Here is a 22607-nt window from a genome sequence, read left to right as displayed (position 1 = left end):
GATCTTTCGTATGAATCGCATAACGTTCAGCTGGTGCATTGGCCTGTTTCTGGTTAACCTGACTTCATTTGGGCAATTAACGGGAGGGGCATCTAAACAACCGTTCGAGGATGAGATTCGGGCGTTTGAAAAAACGGATCAAACTACTCCGCCACCGCACAATCCAATTGTTTTTACGGGTAGCTCATCCATTCGGCTCTGGGATAATCTGGCTGACTATTTTCCCAAAAAGACGATTCTTCAACGGGGATTCGGAGGCTCTCAGTTAAACGAAGTTTTGCTCTATGCTGACCGAATTATCATTCCCTATCAGCCCAAACAGGTTGTTCTATACGCTGGCGAAAATGACATTGCTACAGGTAAACTAACTGGTCAGCAGACCTTCGAACGGTTCGTGGCCTTGTTTGTGCATGTCCGCCAGAAATTGCCGAATGTGCTGTTTACGTTTATTTCGATCAAGCCAAGCCCATCGCGCCGGAAGTTTTTTGCGGAGAACGACATCGCAAATCAACTGATCAAAGATTATCTGGCGAAACGAAAGAATACTCAATTTGTGGATATCCGCCCTGTGATGCTGACTAAAGCGGGCCAGCCTGTCCCCGAATTATTCAAACCTGATAGCCTGCACATGCTTCCAGAAGGTTATAAGCGGTGGGCCAAGGTCTTGGGGCCTTATTTGAAATAATGAATCTGTGGTGAGATGCCGAGTTTGTAGTCGTAAACTAGAACAGATGACCTGTGCCTTTTCCTGATCAATGAGTTGTTCAATGGGTGATATTGGCAGGCATATCGGGCGAAGTGGGTAATTTGAGTGGGTGATAATTCACAAAAACTTAACGTACGTATGGCTGTTTAGTGCGCCGTCAATGCCAATTTTGTGGCTATGTCTGAGCAAACGCTGAATGACGACGACCTGGTCGCTCTGCTTCGTTATGACAACGAAGAGGCATTCCAAACGCTGTATAAACGCCATTGGTACGACTTTTTTGCCATGGCCAATCGTAAACTCCGCGATGAAGATGTTGCTGCCGATATTGCCCAGGATTTGTTTCTCCGGCTCTGGCAAAAACGCAAAACACTCCTGATCAGTAACCTGACGGCTTACCTGACCACTTCTCTCAAAAACCTTATTATTGACCACGTTCGCACGCAATTACACGGCGAACAGTATGCCAGCCACTTTGTTTATACCTCGCCCGTTGGTACACTCGATACGGCCAATACGGTTCAGTTTAGTGAACTCACCGAATCGCTCAATCAGGCTTTGTTACAATTACCCGACAAAACGCGTGAAGTATTTATTCTGAACCGCTTTGAACAACTGCCTATTCGCGAAATTGCCATGCGACTTGGCCTGTCCGAGAAAGCAATTGAATACCACCTTTCCCGCTCACTTACCTTCCTCCGTGCAAACCTGCACGACTATGCCACCGCCGTTGTGTTGACAGTCCTGTTCGGTCGTTAACAAAAGCATAACATAAAAGGCTTAGGGAATTTTTAAAGTTGACCGTCTCTCTTATGAAGGCGGCTCCAAAAGAGGGCTTGCCATTGACTGACGAAATGGACCCACAACAACTCCGGGCCTTATTGACCAAGTACCAAAACGGTGAAGCATCCGATAGCGAACGAGCGCAGGTGGAAGCCTGGTACGATGCGCTGGACGCTGAAACTGAATTGACGCGAGCTGCTTCCGATAAGCGCGCGTTTATCGAACATTACTGGCAGCAGCTAGCCGAACAGATCAGACCGTCGACTAACATTAGGGCGATGCCGATAGGGCTCTATCGCCTGGCTGCTGCGGCTGTTCTGGTGTTGGGGATTGGACTGAGTTGGTATTTTCTGATGAACGCTGGTCGCGAAACAGATTCAGGACGCCTGACTGCGCAGACAGGCAAACTGGAGCTGGTACGCAAAACAAACGAGTCTGATCAACCAATTCGGGTAGCCTTGTCGGATGGCAGTGTCATTACCCTAAAGCCAGGTAGTCAGGTACAGTATCCGTCAATGTTTACGGGCAATCGTCGGGAGGTTCAGTTGGATGGGGAGGCATTTTTTGAGGTCACTAAAAATCCAGAACGGCCCTTTCTGGTGTATGCCAATGGGCTGGTCACGAAGGTACTGGGAACCAGTTTTACCATTGTCGCTAAAGCAGATAAGCCCACCGCCGAGGTTGTAGTTCGGACGGGACGAGTGGCTGTTTATCAACAAACGGACAAGCAGGCTGCTACCTCTGATATGGTGCTGAAACCCAATGAAAAAGCTACGTACTTTCTGGCCGACAGGCGAATCGTAAAATCGCTGGCCGACCATCCGGTAGTACTACGGCCAGAGGCTATCAAAACGCAGTTTGTATTCGACGATACGCCCGTTGCCAAGGTGTTTCGGGAGTTGGACGATGTGTATGGGATACATATCTCCTTCGACGAGCAGGCACTCGTCAATTGCACGCTAACGGCCAATCTGGCAAATCAACCATTATCAGCCCAGTTGGATATGATTTGCCTATCCATTGGCGCTACCTACCAAACCAAAGGTACCCAAATCCAGGTCAGCAGTCGGGGCTGTCCTTAAACCGAGAACTACTCAATCAATTACACTTTATGAAATGTTTACTTTCGCTAGTGTTCAGCATCCTGCTGAGTGCTAGTCTAGTCCAGGCTGTGCCCATTTCGGCACCAGACCTGATGAGTCGACCCGTTTCCATAACAGTAGAAAGCGAAACGGTACGAACTGTATTACAGCAACTTGAGAAGGCTGTTGATGTCAGATTTGTTTACAGCCCCCGAGTCATTGGGGCCGATAAACGGATCTCGATCAGTGCGCGCAATGAACGTTTAGCCAGTGTGCTCCAGCGGTTATTCACCTCGTTAGATGTAGCCTGGGAGGTAGTTAACGGACAGATCATTCTGAAAAAAAGTAATGCGCAAACAAGTCTGTTGTCTGTTCCTGTTTTTCGGATCAACGTGCCTGTTGTGTTTGAACAGCCCAGGCGACTCCTGTCGGGCCAGGTCAATGATTTTGCCAGCAATCAGCCGCTGCCAGGCGTGAGCATTGTGGTAAAAGGAACCACAAGAGGTACCACAACCGATGCGGATGGTCGGTTTTCGCTTAGCATTCCCGATTTGGGCGACGAGCTAATCCTTTCTTTCTCGTTCATTGGCTATGAAGCGCTGGAGGTGCCGGTGAAGAATAACCAGACAAACTTGAAGGTGGCCCTGAAGGAAACACACAACTCGTTGAGCGAAGTAGTGGTGGTGGGCTATGGCACGCAAAAGAAGGTGAACCTGACCGGGGCGGTTTCGCAGGTTTTGGCGAAAGAGCTGGAGAACCGACCGCTGAATAATATGTCCCAGATTCTTCAGGGCATGGTGCCCAACCTGAACATTACGTTCAGTACGGGTCAGCCAGGGCAGGGCGGCAACCTGAACGTTCGGGGAGAAACGTCTATCAATGGAGGAGGCCCGTTGGTGCTGATTGATGGTATTCCAGGCGATATCAATCGCATCAACCCCGCCGATGTGGAGTCGGTATCAGTGTTGAAAGATGCCGCTGCCTCGGCTATTTATGGCGCACGGGGTGCCTTTGGGGTTATTCTGGTAACGACCAAAACAGCCAAGAACGGCAAAACAACCATCTCGTATAGCAGCAACTATGGCTGGTCGGCACCAACGGTGAGCACCAAATTCCTGACCAATGGCTACGAGTACGTGCGAATGAACGACGAAGCGTTTACCAGAGCTACCGGCAACAGCTACACCCGTTATTCTGAGGAAGATTATAAGGAACTGGAAGCTCGCCGGTACGATAAAGTTGAAAATCCGGCTCGCCCCTGGACGGTGGTTAAAAATGTGAATGGTAAGGATATCTATAACTATTACGGCAATTACGACTGGTGGAATACGCTCTTCAATACAACCGAGCCATCCAAACAGCACAACATCAATTTATCGGGAGGGACAGATAAGGTGAATTACTTCCTGTCGGGGTCAATTTTTGAGAAGGACGGGATCATGAAAATCAATACCGATAAATTCACGTCGTACACCCTTCGCAGCAAGATTAACGCACAGTTGACGCCCTGGCTCAAAGTGGGTAGTAATATCCAGTACTTCGATTCTCGATATACCTATCCGGGTCTGGAAGGCGGTGCCAACGCCAATTTTGTGGCCATTACAGTACATGCTTTGCCAGCCTATGCTCCCACGAATCCAGATGGTACGGCTACCTATAACACGCTGAAAAACAACTACTCCATCGGAGATGGTTTATTCGCGAACTTGTTGAAAGGCGTAGCCGGTGGCGAAAAGAAGGTTCACGAACTGACCGCCATCAATTCGGTTACCATCGACTTTACCAAGAACTGGAATCTGGTGGGTAATTACTCCTATTCCTTTTATATCGCCGATGATTGGTATCGGTCTGCTGTGGCGCAGTACTCAATTCAGCCAGGAATCCTGGCCACGGTACCCAATTACAATACCGATCAGTACCGTAAGACCATGTGGTTTGACCCCGCAAACGTCACGAACCTGTATTCTTCGTATAACCAGACATTTGGGAAACACTACGTTGGAGCCACCGCGGGGGTAAACTATGAATCCAGAAAACACCAGCGCTTGTTTGGTGCCCGAAAAAATCTGCTCTCAGAAAGTCTTAATGATTTAAATCTGGGTACTGGCGAACAACTTTCGGCCGGAGATTCCTACCAGTACTCGCTGTTCGGGGCATTCTACCGCTTGAATTATGATTACGTTGGCAAGTATCTTCTGGAAGTGAATGGCCGTTACGATGGAACATCACGCTTTGGTGAAGGCCGACGATACGGTTTCTTCCCATCGGTTTCGGCGGGATGGCGGCTTAGCGAAGAAAGCTTCTTTGAACCGCTGAAACAGGTAGTCGATAATCTGAAAATCAGAGCTTCGTATGGTACGTTGGGCAACCAGTTACCATCCAATACCAACTCGGCGAGCTTTTATCCCTACATACCCATCATGCCAACGGCTCAATCGAGCTGGATAACCAATGGGCAAAAGCTTACGTATGTCAATAACCCCAATCCGATTTCGCCCGATCTTACCTGGGAAAAAGCTACGACGTCCAATCTTGGTCTGGATGCGGGTTTGTTGAAAAACCGACTGAATTTATCCCTGGATGCCTATATCCGCAATACAACCGGAATGCTGGTGCCGGGTCAGGTGCTGCCTGCGGTGTATGGCGCTACGGTGCCCACGCAAAATGCCGGGGATTTGCAAACCAAGGGTTTCGAACTGTCCATCGGATGGCGCGATCAGGTTAAAGTAGCAGGTAAAGCATTGGCGTATAATGCCTCCTTTATTCTTTCCGATTCTAAATCGACGATTACCCGATACGATAACCCAAACAAAATTCTGTCGAGCCGCTACGAAGGCCAGACAATTGGCGATATCTGGGGCTATTCGATTGACGGATACTTCAAAACCAACGAAGAAGCGCAAGCCTACACCGTGGATCAAACCATTGTTAATAAGCAACGCCTGAGCGCACCCGGCGACTGGAGCAAATTGCAGGCAGGAGATCTTAAGTTTATCGATATCGATGGCAATGGCAAAATAGATCAGGGGGCCAATACGCTGGCTAATCATGGCGATTTGAAAGTGATTGGTAACGACCGGGCTCGCTATCGTTATGGCATAAACCTGGGTGCTACCTGGAATGGAATAGACCTGTCGATATTGGCGCAGGGTATCCTACGGAAGAACTGGTATCCCGGTAACAATGCCGATAAATTCTGGGGGCCATATTCCCGGCCGTATTACTCCTTTATTCCTGAGAATTTCGAAGCCGATGTCTGGACGCCAACCAATACCGATGCATATTTCCCGGTTCTGAGAGGCTATACCGCCCTAAATGGGGGAGGAGATTTGAACGCAGCCAATGACCGGTACATCCAGAATGTGGGTTATCTCCGGCTGAAAAACGTGGTGATTGGCTACACCTTTCCCGAGCAGCTTACCAAGAAAATCTGGATACCGCGAGCCCGTATTTATGTGAGTGGCGAAAATCTGCTGACGTACACACCACTCCGCTCCAAATACATTGATCCTGAGCAATTGGATGGTGATGCCACCAACGGCAGAACGTACCCCTTGTCGAAAACCATTTCTGCTGGCCTGAACATCACGTTCTAAACCGATTTACTCCGTAGTTAGATGAAAAAATTAATTAGTCTCATAGCCGTAGCCATTGGTCTGGCCGCCTGCGATCTGAACCTGGTTCCTCAGGATGCGATTTCGCCTGAAACCTTTTTCAAGACCGAAAACGACCTTTTGCTCTACACCAATTCGTTTTACAATGCCTTGCCGTCTGCTGAGGATGTGTATAATGAGGATGTTGACAATGTGGTGAAGAATAGCCTTCGCGACGAATTGCAGGGCACACGTGTTGTGCCAACCAGCGGGGGAGGCTGGAGTTGGACTACCTTACGAAATATCAATTACTTTCTGGCCAATTCTGCCAAATGCCCGGATACCAAAGCGGTAGCCAAATACAATGGATTAGCCCGTTTCTTCCGCGCCTATTTTTATTTTGGCATGGTCAAGCGATTTGGCGATGTTCCCTGGTATTCCCGCGCCATTGAGGTGTCGGATCAGGAGATGCTGACGAAAGCACGTGACTCGCGCACAATGGTGATGGATTCGGTGATGGCCGATATCAATTATGCCATTGCCAATCTTGATGGCTCCCGGCAGGTGAACAGCATTACCAAATGGACCGCCCTTGCGCTAAAATCCAGAATGGCTTTATACGAAGGCACCTTCCGGAAGTATCACCCTGAATTCAACCTTCCCGGTGCCGATAAATTTCTGGATGAATGCGTTTCTGCATCGGAGAACCTAATGACGAACAGTGGCTATACAATCTACAAAGCCACACCGGCTACGGCCTATGGCAAGCTGTTTTCGTCCGATAATGCCATTCCGGATGAGGTGATTCTGGCGCGGGATTTTAGTGATGAATTACAGGTTTATCATAACCTGAATTACTACACGATGACCGCATCGTACGGAAAGCCCGGTCTGGAGAAGAAGTTGGTAAACAGCTATTTAATGGCCGATGGATCGCGTTTTACGGATATCAAAGGGTACGAAACCATGCAGTTTTATGACGAAGTACAAAACCGGGACCCTCGTTTGTCGCAAACCATTCGAACACCGGGCTACACCCGAATTGGTGAAACAACTCCGTTGGTTGCGGAATTTGGCGCTACGGTTACAGGCTATCAACTGATCAAGTTCGTGTCGGCACCGAAGTGGGATACCTTCAGCAAGGATATTACCGATATGCCCATTTTCCGGTACGCCGAAGTACTCCTGAATTTCGCGGAAGCTAAAGCCGAGCGAGGTACCTTAACCCAGGCCGATCTGGACCGATCAACCAAACTAACCCGCGATCGAGTCGGCATGCCAAATATCAACCTGACAAGTGCCAATGCGAATCCTGATCCCTATCAGGCGCAACAGTATACCCAGTTAAGTGGAAGTAACACGGGGGTAATTCTGGAAATCCGGCGGGAAAGACGCGTTGAGCTGGTGATGGAAAATTTCTTCCGCTGGGATGATCTCATTCGCTGGAAAGAAGGCCAATTGCTTACCAAAACCTTCAAAGGAATGTATTTTCCAGGGCCTGGGAATTATGATCTGGATAAAAATGGAAAAATTGATCTGGTCATCTACGAGGGCACTAAGCCCACAGTTGCTGGCGCTCAGCTCCTCAAGTTAGGCAGCGAAATATTGCTGGAAAATGGCAACAAAGGCGGCAATATTGTGGTGAACGGACATATCACCAAGAAATTCAACGAAGCTCGGGATTATCTGTACCCCATTCCGACACAGGAGCGTTTGCTGAATCCCAACCTGACTCAGAATCCAAACTGGGAGTAATTAATTTTAACGGAACTAATTCCTTCGACTAACGTAAATTCGGTATTCGGAATGGCCCGTAGGGTCTATACAGCGTAGCGTCGGTAGAAAGAGCATCCATGTTTAGGAAACGTGTGCCGTTAGGTACACAACGGTTATGTACCTGACGGCACATTGCCCCCAAAAACAATTTTTCTACCGACGCTACGCTGTGAAGGCCCTACGGGCCATGTTGAATACCGAACCAGCTTCCTTAACTACTTCATGACAATGCTTTCGGATAGACGATTATTCCTTGAAAAAATGTCGCAGCTTGGGGCACTTAGTCTGCTTCCTATTGCCCCGGTTTTAGCCAATATCGCAGTTGCCGCACCAGCGGAAGAGAAAAATCATTTCGTGGCTGGTCCCTATCTTCAAAATATGGGTACGCATGAGGTGACAATCATGTGGATTACGCACAAAAACTGCTTTAGCTGGGTCGAATATGGAGCCGGGACGTACACCAGCAAGCGGGAATTTGAGTATGTCAACGGATTGATTGAGGCTAATAATCGTATCAATAAAATTACCCTCTCTAATCTCAATCCGGGGACCGAGCATAAATACAAGATCGTTTCGACCGAAGTTCTGGGTTACAAAGGCTCGAAGGTTGAGTTTGGCGAAACCATTAGCAGTCCGATGTACGGCTTTAAAACACCCGCCGAAAATGAAGAAGAATTCAAGATGGTGGTGTTCAACGATATTCATGATCGCCCCCAGATTATTCCACAACTGCTGTACCGACACGGCTATACGGGCAACAAACGAGATTATGATTTCGTGGTATTTAACGGCGACTGCTTTGACTGGGTTACCGGAGAAAGCCAGATCGTCGATCACCTGATTAAACCATCGGTCGATATTTTTGCCGCTGAAATGCCCTTCATTCTGACCCAGGGAAACCATGAATGTCGGGGGAGTTTTTCCCGGCACCTGCCAGCCTATTTTGCTTATCCTGAAAACAAGTATTACTATGCGTTTACCCGCGGGCCAGTCCGGTTTGTTGTTCTGGATTCGGGCGAAGACAAAGGTGATGATAGTGTTGAATATGGTGGATTATCGGCCTTTGATCGGTACCGGGAAACGCAGAAAAAGTGGCTGGAAAAGGAAATTGAGAGTGTCGAGTTTAAAAAAGCTCCTTTCCGAATCGTACTTATTCACATTTCGCCCTACCATTCTGGCGATTGGCATGGCCCTATGCATGGTCAAGAAGTGTTCGGACCGCTGTTGAACAAAGCCAAAATCGATCTTCAGATTTCGGGGCATACCCACCGTTACGGCACGCATGATCCTGATGCCCTACATAACTACCCCATTGTTATTGGTGGCGGCCCGCTGGAAGGGAATCGAACGTTAATAAAACTCCATGCTACCCCAAAAGAGCTTTCGCTAAAAATGATTCGTGACGATGGCGAAGTAGTAGGGAAATATGTTATTCCCAAAAAAGCAAAGGCGTAATCGTTGCAAGGACACAAATTTATTGCACAACCCCATCCATATGAGAACAGTTATTGGCTTGCTCCTTACCCTCATTTCGCTGGCAACCTATGCCGGCGAAGGCCCTTTTGCCCGGAAGATGAAAAAGCTCAGGGTGATGACCTATAACATTCACCACTGCAATCCGCCATCGGCCGGGGCCAAAATTGAGGTGGAGGCTATTGCCCGCGTGATCACGAATGAAAAGCCAGATTTTGTTGCCCTCCAGGAAGTTGATGTGAATACGGAGCGTTCGGGGAAAGGCTTACATCAGGCGAAAGAACTAGCCCGATTAACGGGAATGCATTACTTTTTTTCGAAAGCCATCGACCATCAGGGTGGCGATTATGGGGTAGCCGTTCTATCCAGATTTCCGATAATCGACTCAACACGATTGATTCTGCCTATCGACCCCGTAATTGGTGGCGAAACCAGAACGATAGCTGCCATAACGGTAGAAGTGGCCAAAGGGAAAAAAGTCATCTTTGCCAGTACGCACCTCGATTTAAAAGAGCCTAATCGACTCTCTCAGTCGGAGTTAATCATAAACCTGTTTAAGGATTCTACGCTTCCCGTAATTCTGGCGGGCGATTTCAATGCGCAACCCGACAGTAAAGTCATTGGCCTGCTGGATCAGAACTTTACCCGAAGTTGTCTGGATTGCAAACCCACAATTCCAGTTAAAGAACCCAATCGTGTTATTGATTTTATCATGTTCAAACCGGGGAGCACCTTTAAAAGCCTGTCAACTCGAGTGATTGACGAACAGTATGCTTCAGATCACCTGCCCGTAGTGGCTGAGCTTGGCATAACGTATTAGATGGAATTACGATCGGGATTGGGTTTTATTTTATCCGTAAAAACGCGTCCCGGTTGCTGACACTGTTCTAATCACCAACATGATTTTTTTTTTGACAGGATTAACAAGATTTTTGTATTGAACCTGTTTGAACTTACTGAAATAGGAACCAAAAGAGCGTTTTTGTCATGCTGACGAAGCCGGGCGGCCGGTGCCGAAGCATCTTAAAGCATCCAAACAATCTAATAAGGGTGATTCAAGATGCTTCGGCACCGGCCGCCCGGCTTCGTCAGCATGACAAAAAGGACATTCGAACAAAAGGTTAAACAGGCTCATTAGAAATGAATCCTGCAAATCCTGTTAATCCTGTCAAAAAATAACTAGTCATCAGCGTCACGAGCTAACTTCTTTTTCACGACATCGGCTGGGTATTTGAGCGCCAGCCGACGAATATCATAGCTGAATTCTTCGTAGGTTTCTTTCCAGAGTTTAGCTTCTTCGGGTGTGTAATCATAAAATCCCTGCGCATTCAAAACACCTTTACCACCTGCCTGTACAATATCGTCGATCAGCTTGGGGACTTCTGTCTGGTTGCTCAGCGTTGGAAACAAATCCTTCATTACGGTGTGGTAAGCGGGTACGCCCGTCAAGTCCATCCACCGGAAAACGCCCACGAGAGTCATCCAGTAACCGGCATTATTTCGGCAGGCCCGATCAACATCTTCAACCGTCGCATAGCCGTTTTCGACCAGATTAAAGGCCTCCCGGTACATGGCGTACATTAGGCGATTGGTGATAAATCCTCGAATATCCTTCCGAACCAACGTCGGCTCTTTCCCCCATAAGTGCGACAACTCATAGAGCCATTCGGCCGTTGGAATATCGGTCAGGTCTCCGCAAATAATTTCCAGAAATCGAGTCGTATGCGAGGGTTCTGCCCAATGCAAACCCACAAACCGAGCAGGCAGTCGAACCTCGCGCTGAAGCAGGCTAATCGGAATGGCTGAAGTATTGCTGGTAATAAGGGCATCTTCGGCGACAACGGCTTCGATTTTCTCATAGACCGATCGTTTAATCGCGACGTTTTCGAGCGTGCACTCCATCACGACTTTGCTTTCTCTGAGAAGACTATAATCCTCTGTAATTGTCAGCTGGTCAAGGTACGACTCAGGGCTTTTCGTGAACAGTCCTTCCTGATAGGCTCTTGTCAGATGTTCCCGAATGCGCGGTTCGGCGGTTTCTATATCAATGGGAATAGGAGCAATGGCCACTACCGGATGTCCGGCTATCAAGAGGCACGTTACGATACTACAACCCATCAGTCCCAGTCCGACTACACCTACGGGTATTTTTTCTGGATTCATTGACTGGTTCATAGCATGAACAGGATTAAGATAAATGATACCGGAAAAATGGAAAAACTTCTTGGATTTACAGATAAGTGTTTTACTTGTGCCACGAGAATTCAATAAGTATGGATGATCACGTCGAAGACATTAAGTTACTTCAGATAAGTTCATAGAGCGATTTATGCTTCTGTTAATAAAATTATTTATTGATTTTATTGTGAAATACATATATTAGATTAAGTAATTACCTATTTTACCTGTAGGTATTTTATACTGTATTTTCTATATTAAAAGGGTATTAATTTTAAATTTTTTTAAGAACTATCAGGCTTATACTTAGAATATTCAATAGAATTCCGAATTTTAATTCAAAGTCAAAATAATATTCTCTAAGATTACTATTTCATTCTAACCTATTCTATCATTATGTTTAAAAATGTACTTTGTTGCATTTTGCTGCTATTTGCTATAACCGGGCCACTTTGGGCACAGGATAGGCAAATATCCGGCCTCTTGCGCGACGAGCAGGCTCAGCCGATCTCCGGAGCAAACGTGGTTATCAAAGGAACTTCGCGAGGAACAACGACAGACGCAGCTGGTGAATTTAAGCTGACGTTGCCTGCTGGAAATGTGGTGCTAACCGTTTCATCAGTAGGGTTTGTGGCGAAAGATGTGGCTGTAGCGCCGGGGCAATCACAGCTTACTGTATCGCTGGCAACCGATGATCGTTTGCTGGGCGAAGTAGTCGTGACGGCCTTGGGTATCAAACGAGAAGCCAAAGCGCTGAGCTATGCAACTCAGGCTATCAAGCCCGCTCAGATCAATGAGGTGCGGGATGGTAACGTACTGAATACCTTACAGGGCAAAATTGCTGGCGCCTATATTACGCAAGGCTCGGGTGGCCCAGGTACCGGATCGCGGATTGTGTTACGCGGTAACCGCTCTATTCAGGGTACAAACAATGCGCTGATGGTTGTGGATGGTGTTCCGATTAACAACAGCACATTCGGACAGGCAACCAATGATTTCGGTAGCGTGGCGAACTCCGATGGGGCATCGAACATCAACCCCGACGATATCGAGAATGTAACGGTCCTGCGTGGTGCGTCGGCGGCTGCGTTGTATGGTAGCCAGGCGGCCAACGGTGTTATTCTGATCACAACGAAACGCGGGAAATCGGGCCGGATTTCGGTCGATGTGAATGCTGGCGTTTCGGTCGATAAGCCGTTTGCGTTGCCAATGGTACAAAACCAATACGGTCAGGGTGTCGGTGGCAAAATGGACCCTACCGTTGGCGCTAGCTGGGGTGCGGCCATGACGGGTCAGTCTTACACAAACTACCTTGGCCAGGCAGATACCTATTCGGCACAACCGAACAACATTCGTGACTTCTTCCGGACGGCAGTAAGCTTCAACAATTCGATTGGTATTACGGGTGGTTCGGAGAAATCGCAGACGTATTTGTCGTACACCAATAACGCGTTACAGGGAACAGTACCGGGCAATGACCTGATGCGTCATACGATCAACCTGCGTTTGTCGAACCAGATCAGCTCGAAATTATCGACCGATGCGAAGATTACTTACATCAATCAGTCGGTGGTCAACAAGCCACGGACGGGTGAAGAAAACTCACCGGTAATGGACCTGTATCAGATTCCGCGCAATGTTAGTCTGTCTACGGCTCAGAACTATGGTGCACCGAATGCCTTCAATGTAATGACACCAACAGCCTGGCCATCGACGCTGAACTCTATCTACCAGAATCCGTATTGGATGACCAATCAGACGGCCATCAATCAATATCGGGATCGGGTTATCGGGTTCGTTCTGGCGAAGTATCAACTGACGGACTTCCTGAGCATTCAGGGTCGGGCTAACCTCGATAAGTACTTCGATAAAAACGAAGAAAGCTATGCGCAGGGAACAATTCTGTGGGCTAATCAGGCCGGTGGTAAGTTCTCACGGAACACCATCGTGAATACCCAAAGCTGGTACGATTTGTTGATTGAAGGAAAAAACAATCTTGGTAAAGATCTGACGATCGACTATCAGGCGGGTGCCATCATTCAGGATATCCGGTACCAATCGGCCAATGCCATAGCAGACGGTCTGAACGTACCTAACAAATTTAACCTTGCTTTTGGTACAAACCTGAGCACAACTGATGATTTTACGCGTGTACAAACGCAATCGTTGTTTGGTCAGGCATCGCTGGCATGGCGGGATGCTATTTTCGTGAATGCCAGTCTACGGAATGACTGGGCATCGACCTTACCAAAACCATACTCGTTCCAGTACCCATCGGTAGGTGCTTCGGTTGTTCTGTCGGATTTACTGAAACTGTCGGGACCGCTTTCGTTCCTGAAAATCAACGGTTCCTTTGCTCAGGTAGGAAACGCAGCTGATCCATATCTGCTAAATCAGTTCTACTCCTACTCGCAAGGAGCCGGGTCTGGGTTTATCAGTCGCGATGGTACGCTGGCGATTGGAAATCTGAAGCCTGAGATTACGAAAAGCGTAGAAATTGGTGTCGATGCTCGTTTCTTCGGCAATCGGCTGGGAGCAACCGTTACAGCTTACAAAACGAACTCGATCAACCAGTTGCTGAAATTAGGTCTGGCACCAGCGTCTGGCTTTAAAGATCAGTACATCAATGCGGGCGACATCCGCAACATGGGTCTTGAAGTGGTGATCAACGGAACGGCCATCAAAACTGATAAATTCAGTTGGGACCTGACCTTAAACATGGGCTTGAACCGTAACAAAATCGTTAGTCTGTCGCCCGATATCAAAACGGCATTCCTGTCGGGTGGATATGGTCGGTCGGCATCACCGATCGTTGCCGAAGGTGGTTCTTATGGTGATATCGTGTCCTATCGTTGGGCAAAAGATAATAATACTGGGCAATACCTGATTGGTTCGCAATCGAGTAGCTCCACTGTTTCTGATGCATCTGTTTCGTCGACGGGCTTGCCGGTTGCCACAAAAGATCAGCAACTGATCGGGAATTTTAACCCAAAAATGCAACTGGGCTTCACCAACACATTTACCTATAAAGGCTTCTCGCTCCGCTTCCTGGTCGATGGTCGGTTTGGTGGTATAGCGGTGTCGGGTACCGAAATGAACCTGGCGTTCAGCGGTATTCCTGAAGTAACGGCTCAAAATCGGGGCGGTGGCTGGGTATTGCCAGGTGTAACGGCTGGCGTGGCTGGCGCCGATGGGTCAACCTTAGTTGGTGCAGGCAAAACCAATACAACGGCAATTACGGCGGAGCAATTCTGGCAAACTGTATCGGGCAAACGCTACGGATGGGGCGAGTTCTTCGCTTACGACGCGACCAACGTTCGTCTGCGCGAGGTGTCGCTTGGTTATGGCATTCCCGTTCCATCGAACTTCTTCATCAAGTCGGCTCGTCTGTCGTTTGTAGCCCGTAACTTATTCTGGTTTTACCGGGGTAGCTCCATTTTGGACATCCCCGGCCTTGGTAAACGGAAAATGTGGTTCGATCCAGACATGAACCTCACCAATGGTAACTTCCAGGGGGTTGAATACGGTACACTGCCGTCGAACCGGAGCATCGGTCTGAACCTGAAACTTTCTTTTTAACTCGAAACTATCGTCATTATGACATCCTATAAAAAGCTATTGCGGCAAACGCTCGTGGCGGCAAGCCTATCGGCTCCGTTGTTCTGGGCTGTTGGCTGCACGAAGAATTTCGAAGAGATCAACACTAACCAAACCAAAATATCAGTTATTGGTGCGGGCGAAATTCCTTACTTATTTTCGAAAGCACAATCGGCAGCAACGCTTCCCGGTGGTAACTATCAGGTTGGTCAAAACCTGTTTTCTGATCAGTACGCCCAGTATTTTGCTTGCGTTGCCACGTACTTTCCTTCTGATCGGTTCGTGATTCGGATGGACTGGCTACAGGGGCCCTGGACGGCCCAGTACACGGAGGTAGTGCCCCAGTTGAAAACCATTTTGGCTAATACCGATGCCAGTTCGGCAGAAAATGCACTGGCGAACATCTGGTGGGTGTATTCGTTTCACCGCTGGACCGATTATGTTGGCCCAATCCCGTACTTCAAAGCCGGTGAACCCGCTACGTCGGTAGCGTACGATGCGCAGGATAAAATCTATGATGACTTCTTCAAGAAGTTAGCCGCTGCTACGACGCTGCTGAAAACCAAAACGTCGGAAAAGCCATATGGATCATTCGATCTGATCTATGGTGGCGATGTGAACAAATGGATCAAGTTTGCCAACACCCTCCGTCTCCGGCTGGCATTGCGGATCTCGAAAGTTGATCCCGCCCGTGCCAAAACCGAAGCAGAAGCAGCGGTAGCGGGTGGCGTGCTGGCAACCAGCCCCGACGATGACGCTTTAGTGGCCCGTAGCACCAAAGGCGGAGACAACAATGGTCTGGCTATTATGTCGGACTGGAACGAGTTCCGGATGAGTGCGGCTATGGAATCGGTACTGAAAGGCTACGAAGACCCACGTCTGCCAACCTACTTCCTGCCTGCCGTAAAAACCAATACGTACGAAGGTTTGCGCAATGGTCTGGCTACGACACAGTTAACCGATCCTGCTAACGTCGCAGATGCTAACTCGCACGTGGGCCAACGCTGGACATCGACCGGTTTGGGAACCGCTCAGAACGTAATGGCAACTGCCGAGGCTTATTTCCTGATGGCCGAAGGAGCGTTGAATGGCTGGAGCATGGGTGGTACGGCGAAGGACTTCTATAACAAGGGTATCGCTATGTCATTGACCCAATGGGGCGTAACAAGCGCTGCGGCTATCAGTGCTTATCAGACCAGCACAAAAACGCCAGTGGCACCGAATGATTATCTGAAATCAGCACCGTTAAGCAATATTCCAGTGGCCTGGGGTAGCACCGAAGCTATTCAGCGGGAGCAGATTGGTACACAGAAATGGCTGGCTATCTTCCCGGATGGCTTTGAAGGTTGGGCTGAGTATCGCCGGACACGCTTTCCAAAACTGTACCCCGTCGTGAACTCTGATAACCCGGATATTCCGGCGGGTGGTGTTCTCCGTCGTATCCCAATTCTGCTGGTTGAACAACAAACCAATGCAACGGAGGCTGCTAAAGCCGTATCGCTCCTAGGCGGTGCCGATAAGGTAACGACACCATTGTGGTGGGATAAAAACTAATTTCTTATAACCGTATTAAACACGGAGATACGGAGAACAACACGGAGATACGGAGAAGATTTCTCTGTTACCTCCGTGCTATTCTCCGTATCTCCGTGTTTACATTGACGCTATGAAATTTATATGCTGTTTGCTTTTTTGCCTGATCTTTTTCGCTTCCTGCGACAATACTGATACGTTATTTGAGAAACTCCCGTCCTCCCAAACGAACATTACCTTTAAAAATACGCTGGACGAATCGCCTGAATTCAACGTCCTGAAATACGGTTATTTCTACAACGGCGGGGGCGTAGCAGCGGGCGATTTCAACAACGACGGCCTGACTGACTTATACTTCACCGGCAACCTGAACGCCAACAAACTCTACCTGAATAAAACCGAACCCGGTTCGGGCAAAGTAACTTTTGAGGACATTACCGACAAGGCGGGCGTTGGTGCTGCCGATGGCTGGAACACCGGCGTTTCGGTGGTTGATATTAATGCCGATGGCTGGCTCGATCTTTACGTTTGTCGCTCGGCGGCAACGGATGCGCGGCTTCGTCGGAACCTGCTTTTTATCAATAACAAGAACTTGACGTTCTCGGAAAAAGCCGCCGAATATGGTCTCGATGATCCAGCCTATTCAACCCAGGCCGCCTTCTTTGACTATGATCGCGATGGTGATCTGGACTGCTTTTTGCTCAACCACTCGGTGCAGGAGTTTGCAGGATTCAGCCGCATGATTGCTGATTTTAAACAACAGACGAATCCCAATTACTCCAGCAAGTTATACCGAAACGATCGAAACACGGGCGGCAAATTTGTTGACGTATCAAACTCGTCAGGAATGGTGTCTAACGTCCTGAGCTTTGGCCTGGGCGTGGCTGTTAGTGATTTCAATAATGACGGCTGGCTCGACTTCTACGTCTCGAACGACTACAACGAAAACGATTATCTCTACATCAACCAGCAGAACGGCCAATTCGAAGAGGTTGTGCGGGAGTCTATGGGCCATACCTCGCTCTATTCAATGGGCTCCGATGCGGCCGATGTAAACAACGATGGCCGAATCGATCTGCTAACCCTCGACATGCTTCCCGAAGGAAATGAGCGCATCAAGTTAACTTCCGGCGACGATAATTACGATAAATACAACCAGCTCCTCCGGGCCGGTTTTCACCACCAAACCATGCGCAATATGTTGCAATTGAATGTGGGGGACGGGGGAGGGAGTAGAGGGAAGAGGGGGAGGAAGGGGACGAGAGGGAAAAGACAACGACAAATCCCTTTCCTCCCTTTCGTCCCCCTCTTCCTTTCGTCCCCCTCTTCCTATCTTCAGCGAAATTGGGCAACTGGCGGGAGTGTCAAATACCGACTGGAGCTGGGCGGGACTGTTTGCCGATTTTGATAATGACGGCTGGAAAGACCTGTTTGTGAGCAACGGCTATGCCCGCGATTACACGAATATGGAATTCCTGAAGTTTACGATGGACGAGCAGCTGAAGGTGCGCCAAACCGGGGCCCAGTCGAATCCGATGGATGTGATTGCTAAAATGCCCAGCATCGATGCACCTGATTACATCTACCGAAACCAGTCCGGCGATCCAGATAAACGGTTAACGTTTACGAACGAAACAAAAGCCTGGGGATTGAACGAGCCATCGCAATCGAACGGGGCAATTTATGCCGATCTGGACAACGACGGTGATTTAGACTTGGTCGTCAATAATGTGAATGCCGAAGCCAGTATCTACGAAAACCATGCTGATAAGCAGGGTGGAAATAATCACCTTAGTCTTCAACTAAAAAGTCCGAACCCTGCGAAAATAATGGGAGCACGCGCCACCGTTTGGGCAGGTGGTCAAATACAGATACAGGAGTTCATGCCGGTTCGTGGATTTCAGTCGTCCATGTACGTGCCCTTGCTGTTTGGACTGGGCAAAACAACAGCGGTGGATTCTGTACGGATTCGTTGGGCCGATGGTAAAACGCAGCTTGTTCGGCCAACTCGAATTACGGAACCGCTTACGATTATCTATGCACCAACAGGCGAAATGGCTCCGCCCGTTTTGCCCAAATCCTACTGGCAAGCAGATAATGAGATCGCCATAACGCATCAACAGGAAGCCATTAATGATTTCAAAATTCAACCGTTGTTGCCGTATATGCTATCTCAAACAGGGCCGTATTTCGCCGTTGGCGATGCGAATGGCGATGGGCAGCCGGATGTTTTTGTTGGCGGTGGGCGCGGTCAGGGTGGTCAGGTTCTTCTGGCTAGCCCCGCTGGATTTACGCCCATGTCCCAGCCAGCCTTACTCACCGATCGGGCTTGTGAAGATGCAGGAGCCACATGGGTTGATGTCGATGGTGACCTCGATTTAGATTTGGTCGTCAGTAGTGCTGGATATGAACTCCCGGTTGGTGATGCTCGCTTGCAGATGCGATTATACCTGAACGATGGAAAAGGTCATCTGACAAAATCCAGCACATTGCCTGATGTTCGGGCGAGTGCGTCCTGCGTGCGTGCTGCCGATATTGACGATGACGGTGATCAGGATTTATTCGTTGGAGCCAGAGTTGTACCGGGTCACTACCCCGAACTTCCTGTCAGTCATTTATTACTGAATGATGGCAAGGGACACTTTGCCGAACCAGCAAGTCTGCAACCTGTTCTGGCCAGATTGGGGATGGTAACCGATGCCGCCTTTGCTGATCTCAACCACGACAAACGCCCCGAGCTACTCGTGGCTACCGATTTTGGTCCTATTCAGGCATTCACCTTTCAACAGGGAAAGCTTCAGCCACTTGCCGACTGGCTGCCTGGCACAACTGGCTGCTGGAATCGCCTGTTGGTTCAGGATATTGATAACGACGGAAACCCCGACATTATAGCCGCCAACGCCGGGCTAAATAGCCAGCTTCAGGCTTCTCCCAATCGGCCCTTAACATTGTATGGTATTAAGAATGTAGCTGGTTCGCTGTTACCCGTGTTGGCCGGTTACGACCGAACGGGTCGTGCCAATGGAGAACCGCATCCGTTTAACGCCCGCGACGAAATGCTCGATCAGGTGGTGACGTTGCGGAAGAAATTCCCGGATTATATCAGCTATTCAAAGGCAAGGATCACTGATTTGTTTGACCCCGAAGAATTAAACCGCGCCCAGAAACTTGACGCTACAACGCTGCAAACGGTGTTATTTCATAATGACGGAGGAGCAACGCCAAAATTTACCATGCAGCCGTTACCCATTGAGGCACAGATGGCCCCTGCCTATGCACTGACAACTGCTGATGTCAATCAAGATGGCTTGCCGGATTTGCTAATCGGTGGAAATCGAGAATACAACCGCGTTCGATTAGGTAAGGAAGATGCCAACCGGGGGCAACTGTTTCTGAATAAAGGCAAAGGTCAGTTTGCTTACGTACCGATGGAGCAATCGGGTTTATTATGGGACGGCGACGTTCGCGATCTGGCGACGGTACAGGTTGCGGGGAAAACGGAATTATTGGTAGGCGCTACCGGGAAAGCTGTGAGGACGTTTAGGTTGAGCAAATAATAGTATTTTTTGTATCCTTGGTCTGTGTCCTCACCTAGCGTATATACACATTTCTAGTGATGCCGTAGGCATCGAATGTTTGTAGAAACGCAAGTAATCCCCACCCCTTTTTGGGTCGCGTAGCGATCGGACCTGGGCTTAATTCGGTCGCTACGCGACCAACATAAGGAGCCGATTAGCTATTTTCTACAAACATTGGATCGCTACGCGATCGAAATAAGATGTGTATACACGCTAGATGAGGACACAGATCGAGGATACGATTAATAGAATAGCGAAGCACTGGAAAGCAAATAATAAATTTGGGGTATCTTTGACTAGTGAAAACTGAGCGGGAAATGATAGCAACCAAATCTGGAGTGCAAGGGAGAAAGCCCAAGACGAAAGTGCCTGAGTACCTGATTTACGAAATCATGGATGGTAAGCCTATTCATTACAAAGGCTATCTGGAGGTATTGGCAGGCACAAAAACGTTTTCAGAAATTATGGGTTCAAGTGCATTACAATCATTTGTTGTGGCCTATGTTCAACGATTGCTTTTTAAGGAGTTAAGTGAAGATGATTTCATAATCCTTTCCAGTGAGTCGGGTCTTCATCTTGACAAGCGCAATAATTTAGCGGGTGATATTCTCATTTTCGATAATGCTACCTTACCCATCGAAGCCATTGATGAGTTTTATGCCCAGGTGCCTCCTAAGGTCGTGATTGAAGTGGATATTACTGCCGATCCCACAGATGTTACCAGCGATAGCTATATTTTCCAGAAAACAGAGAAACTACTGAAATTCGGCGTAGAGAAAGTAATCTGGATTACGACCCAAGCCAAAAAGGTGACCGTAGCTACTCCTAATGATGACCGCGACGGCGGCCCGGTGGCAGGTAATAGCTGGCACAAAGACGTTGATATACTGAATGGCATCTCGTTTAACATTGGCCGATATTTAACCCAAAAAGGTTCACCTTTTGCTTAAGAAGAAATCAGTCAGAAAACCTCTCATCACATAAGCGTCGCATTGAGTTAGTAAAGTGCCTTACTTTAAGGCTTCTACGCTAGCACTGCACCGCTCATGGTCAAGAAAATCCTGGTTTCGTTTGCGACGGCCCTCCAAAATATTCGGACGCGCTTTTTTCATACTATTCTGTCGATATTGGGTATTGTCATTGGCGTGGCCGCGCTAGTGGCTATGCTGTCACTGATTGATGGGATGGAGCAGTATGCTCAGGAGCAGATCACGAAAACGACATCGCTCAATTCCATTCTGATCCAACCCAATCTTTATAAATCGGTGAATGAGGTTGGAGTGAAGAAACAGAATTACGATTACCTGAACTACGATTCTTTCCTAAAGCTGCGGGCGAGTCTGACAAAACCAGCAAAGGGTTACCTCTATAGTCGCCAAAGCGATGAAATTACCGCAAAGGCTGATAATCGCCTTATGGGTACAATTGTTACGGGTATGAGCTTGCCACTGCATCCCGACATACAGTTGCTGCACGGCGTTGTGTTTAGTGAAACCGACCTGAAAACGAAGCGCTCTGTTGCGGTTATCAATCAGCGCTTGGCGAAGCAACTGGTAGGAAAGAAGCCCGAGAAAACGGCGATCAATCAACAAGTTGTGTATAAAGGTACCTTGCTGACCGTTATCGGGATTTCGGCGGATAAAGATGCCAAAGTTGGGCAGTTGATGATGCCCGTTACGCTCTTTCCGGATAGCGTTCTAAAAGCTACCCCGCCAATGGGTATCATTGAAGCCAAAAATGTTGAGGAAGTGCCTAAACTGAAAAAACAGATCGAGAACTGGCTCACTACCAACATGAAAGCCAAGCTGGCTGATTTTTCGATTATTACGAACGAGCAGCGTGTGAGTCAGGTGGCTAAAGGGTTTCTCCTGTTTCGTCTGATTATGGGTATGATCGTAGGAATTTCGGTGCTGGTTGGCGGCATTGGGGTAATGAATGTCCTGCTGATTTCGGTAACAGAGCGAACAGTAGAAATAGGCGTTCGCAAAGCCCTCGGCGCGAAAAAACAGGATATATTGTGGCAATTTCTCTCGGAATCCATTACGATTTCAACCTTTGGTAGTTTGCTTGGCCTGGCGCTGGGACTGTTGAGTACGATGGCTTTTGTACCGATCGTAAAAGCCCTTACCGATGTACCTTTTCAGATGGCGTATACCTGGAATACGTTTATGATCATCATGGTGATTGCGATGCTGATCGGCGTTATTTTCGGTACTTACCCCGCCATGCGAGCAGCCCGGCTTGATCCGGTTGAAGCCATTCGACGGGAATAAAGACAGGGGTGAAGTTTGTGCTACCAGATCGGTGA

Annotated in this window: 12 protein-coding genes and 1 pseudogene; 12 read left to right on the top strand and 1 reads right to left on the bottom strand. The window is 48.4% G+C overall.

The genetic code is table 11. The features are described 5' to 3' along the window. Window positions 1-10 precede the first annotated feature (10 nt). The 7 genes from H3H32_RS23200 to H3H32_RS23170 all read left to right on the top strand — a co-directional run bounded on the left by H3H32_RS23200 (window position 11) and on the right by H3H32_RS23170 (window position 10233). Window positions 11-685, top strand: a complete 675-nt coding sequence (locus tag H3H32_RS23200; protein ID WP_182457984.1) for a GDSL-type esterase/lipase family protein — start codon at window positions 11-13, stop codon at window positions 683-685. Between the two features lie 198 nt (window positions 686-883). Beyond that, a complete protein-coding gene (locus tag H3H32_RS23195) occupies window positions 884-1465 on the top strand; it encodes an RNA polymerase sigma-70 factor (RefSeq protein ID WP_182457983.1) in 582 nt (193 codons plus the stop codon). A 53-nt stretch (window positions 1466-1518) separates the two neighbouring features. Beyond that, complete coding sequence (locus tag H3H32_RS23190; RefSeq protein WP_182457982.1) at window positions 1519-2571, top strand: FecR family protein; 1053 nt, start codon at window positions 1519-1521, stop codon at window positions 2569-2571. Window positions 2572-2600: 29 nt separating this feature from the next. Beyond that, window positions 2601-6167: a TonB-dependent receptor gene (locus H3H32_RS23185; RefSeq protein WP_182457981.1), complete on the top strand. Its 3567-nt coding sequence runs from the start codon at window positions 2601-2603 to the stop codon at window positions 6165-6167. Between the two features lie 21 nt (window positions 6168-6188). Continuing rightward, complete coding sequence (locus H3H32_RS23180) at window positions 6189-7919, top strand: RagB/SusD family nutrient uptake outer membrane protein (protein ID WP_182457980.1); 1731 nt, start codon at window positions 6189-6191, stop codon at window positions 7917-7919. Between the two features lie 249 nt (window positions 7920-8168). Further along, a complete protein-coding gene (locus tag H3H32_RS23175; protein ID WP_240543470.1) occupies window positions 8169-9395 on the top strand; it encodes a metallophosphoesterase family protein in 1227 nt (408 codons plus the stop codon). Window positions 9396-9435: 40 nt separating this feature from the next. After that, the gene (locus tag H3H32_RS23170) at window positions 9436-10233 is read left to right on the top strand and encodes an endonuclease/exonuclease/phosphatase family protein (protein ID WP_182457979.1); all 798 of its coding nucleotides are present in this window, start codon (window positions 9436-9438) and stop codon (window positions 10231-10233) included. A gap of 359 nt (window positions 10234-10592) precedes the next feature. Here the strand turns inward: H3H32_RS23170 and H3H32_RS23165 are convergent, their stop codons facing one another. After that, entirely contained in the window at window positions 10593-11588 is a 996-nt protein-coding gene (locus H3H32_RS23165; RefSeq protein ID WP_240543469.1) for a 3-hydroxyacyl-CoA dehydrogenase family protein, read from the bottom strand. Window positions 11589-11987: 399 nt separating this feature from the next. Here H3H32_RS23165 and H3H32_RS23160 point away from each other — a divergent pair, with 399 nt between their 5' ends. The 5 genes and pseudogenes from H3H32_RS23160 to H3H32_RS23135 all read left to right on the top strand — a co-directional run bounded on the left by H3H32_RS23160 (window position 11988) and on the right by H3H32_RS23135 (window position 22572). Then, window positions 11988-15170, top strand: a complete 3183-nt coding sequence (locus tag H3H32_RS23160; RefSeq protein WP_182457978.1) for a SusC/RagA family TonB-linked outer membrane protein — start codon at window positions 11988-11990, stop codon at window positions 15168-15170. A gap of 18 nt (window positions 15171-15188) precedes the next feature. Continuing rightward, entirely contained in the window at window positions 15189-16742 is a 1554-nt protein-coding gene (locus tag H3H32_RS23155) for a SusD/RagB family nutrient-binding outer membrane lipoprotein (RefSeq protein ID WP_182457977.1), read from the top strand. A 112-nt stretch (window positions 16743-16854) separates the two neighbouring features. Continuing rightward, window positions 16855-20278 (top strand): annotated as a pseudogene (locus tag H3H32_RS38440) (VCBS repeat-containing protein). Between the two features lie 338 nt (window positions 20279-20616). Next, a complete protein-coding gene (locus H3H32_RS23140; protein WP_182457975.1) occupies window positions 20617-21249 on the top strand; it encodes a PDDEXK family nuclease in 633 nt (210 codons plus the stop codon). Window positions 21250-21345: 96 nt separating this feature from the next. Further along, entirely contained in the window at window positions 21346-22572 is a 1227-nt protein-coding gene (locus tag H3H32_RS23135; RefSeq protein WP_182457974.1) for an ABC transporter permease, read from the top strand. Window positions 22573-22607: the final 35 nt, after the last annotated feature.

Source organism: Spirosoma foliorum (assembly GCF_014117325.1).
GTDB classification, from domain to species: Bacteria; Bacteroidota; Bacteroidia; order Cytophagales; family Spirosomataceae; genus Spirosoma; species Spirosoma foliorum.
The sequence above is the reverse complement of the archived record's forward strand: the minus strand, read 5'-3'. Positions and strand labels throughout refer to the sequence as shown.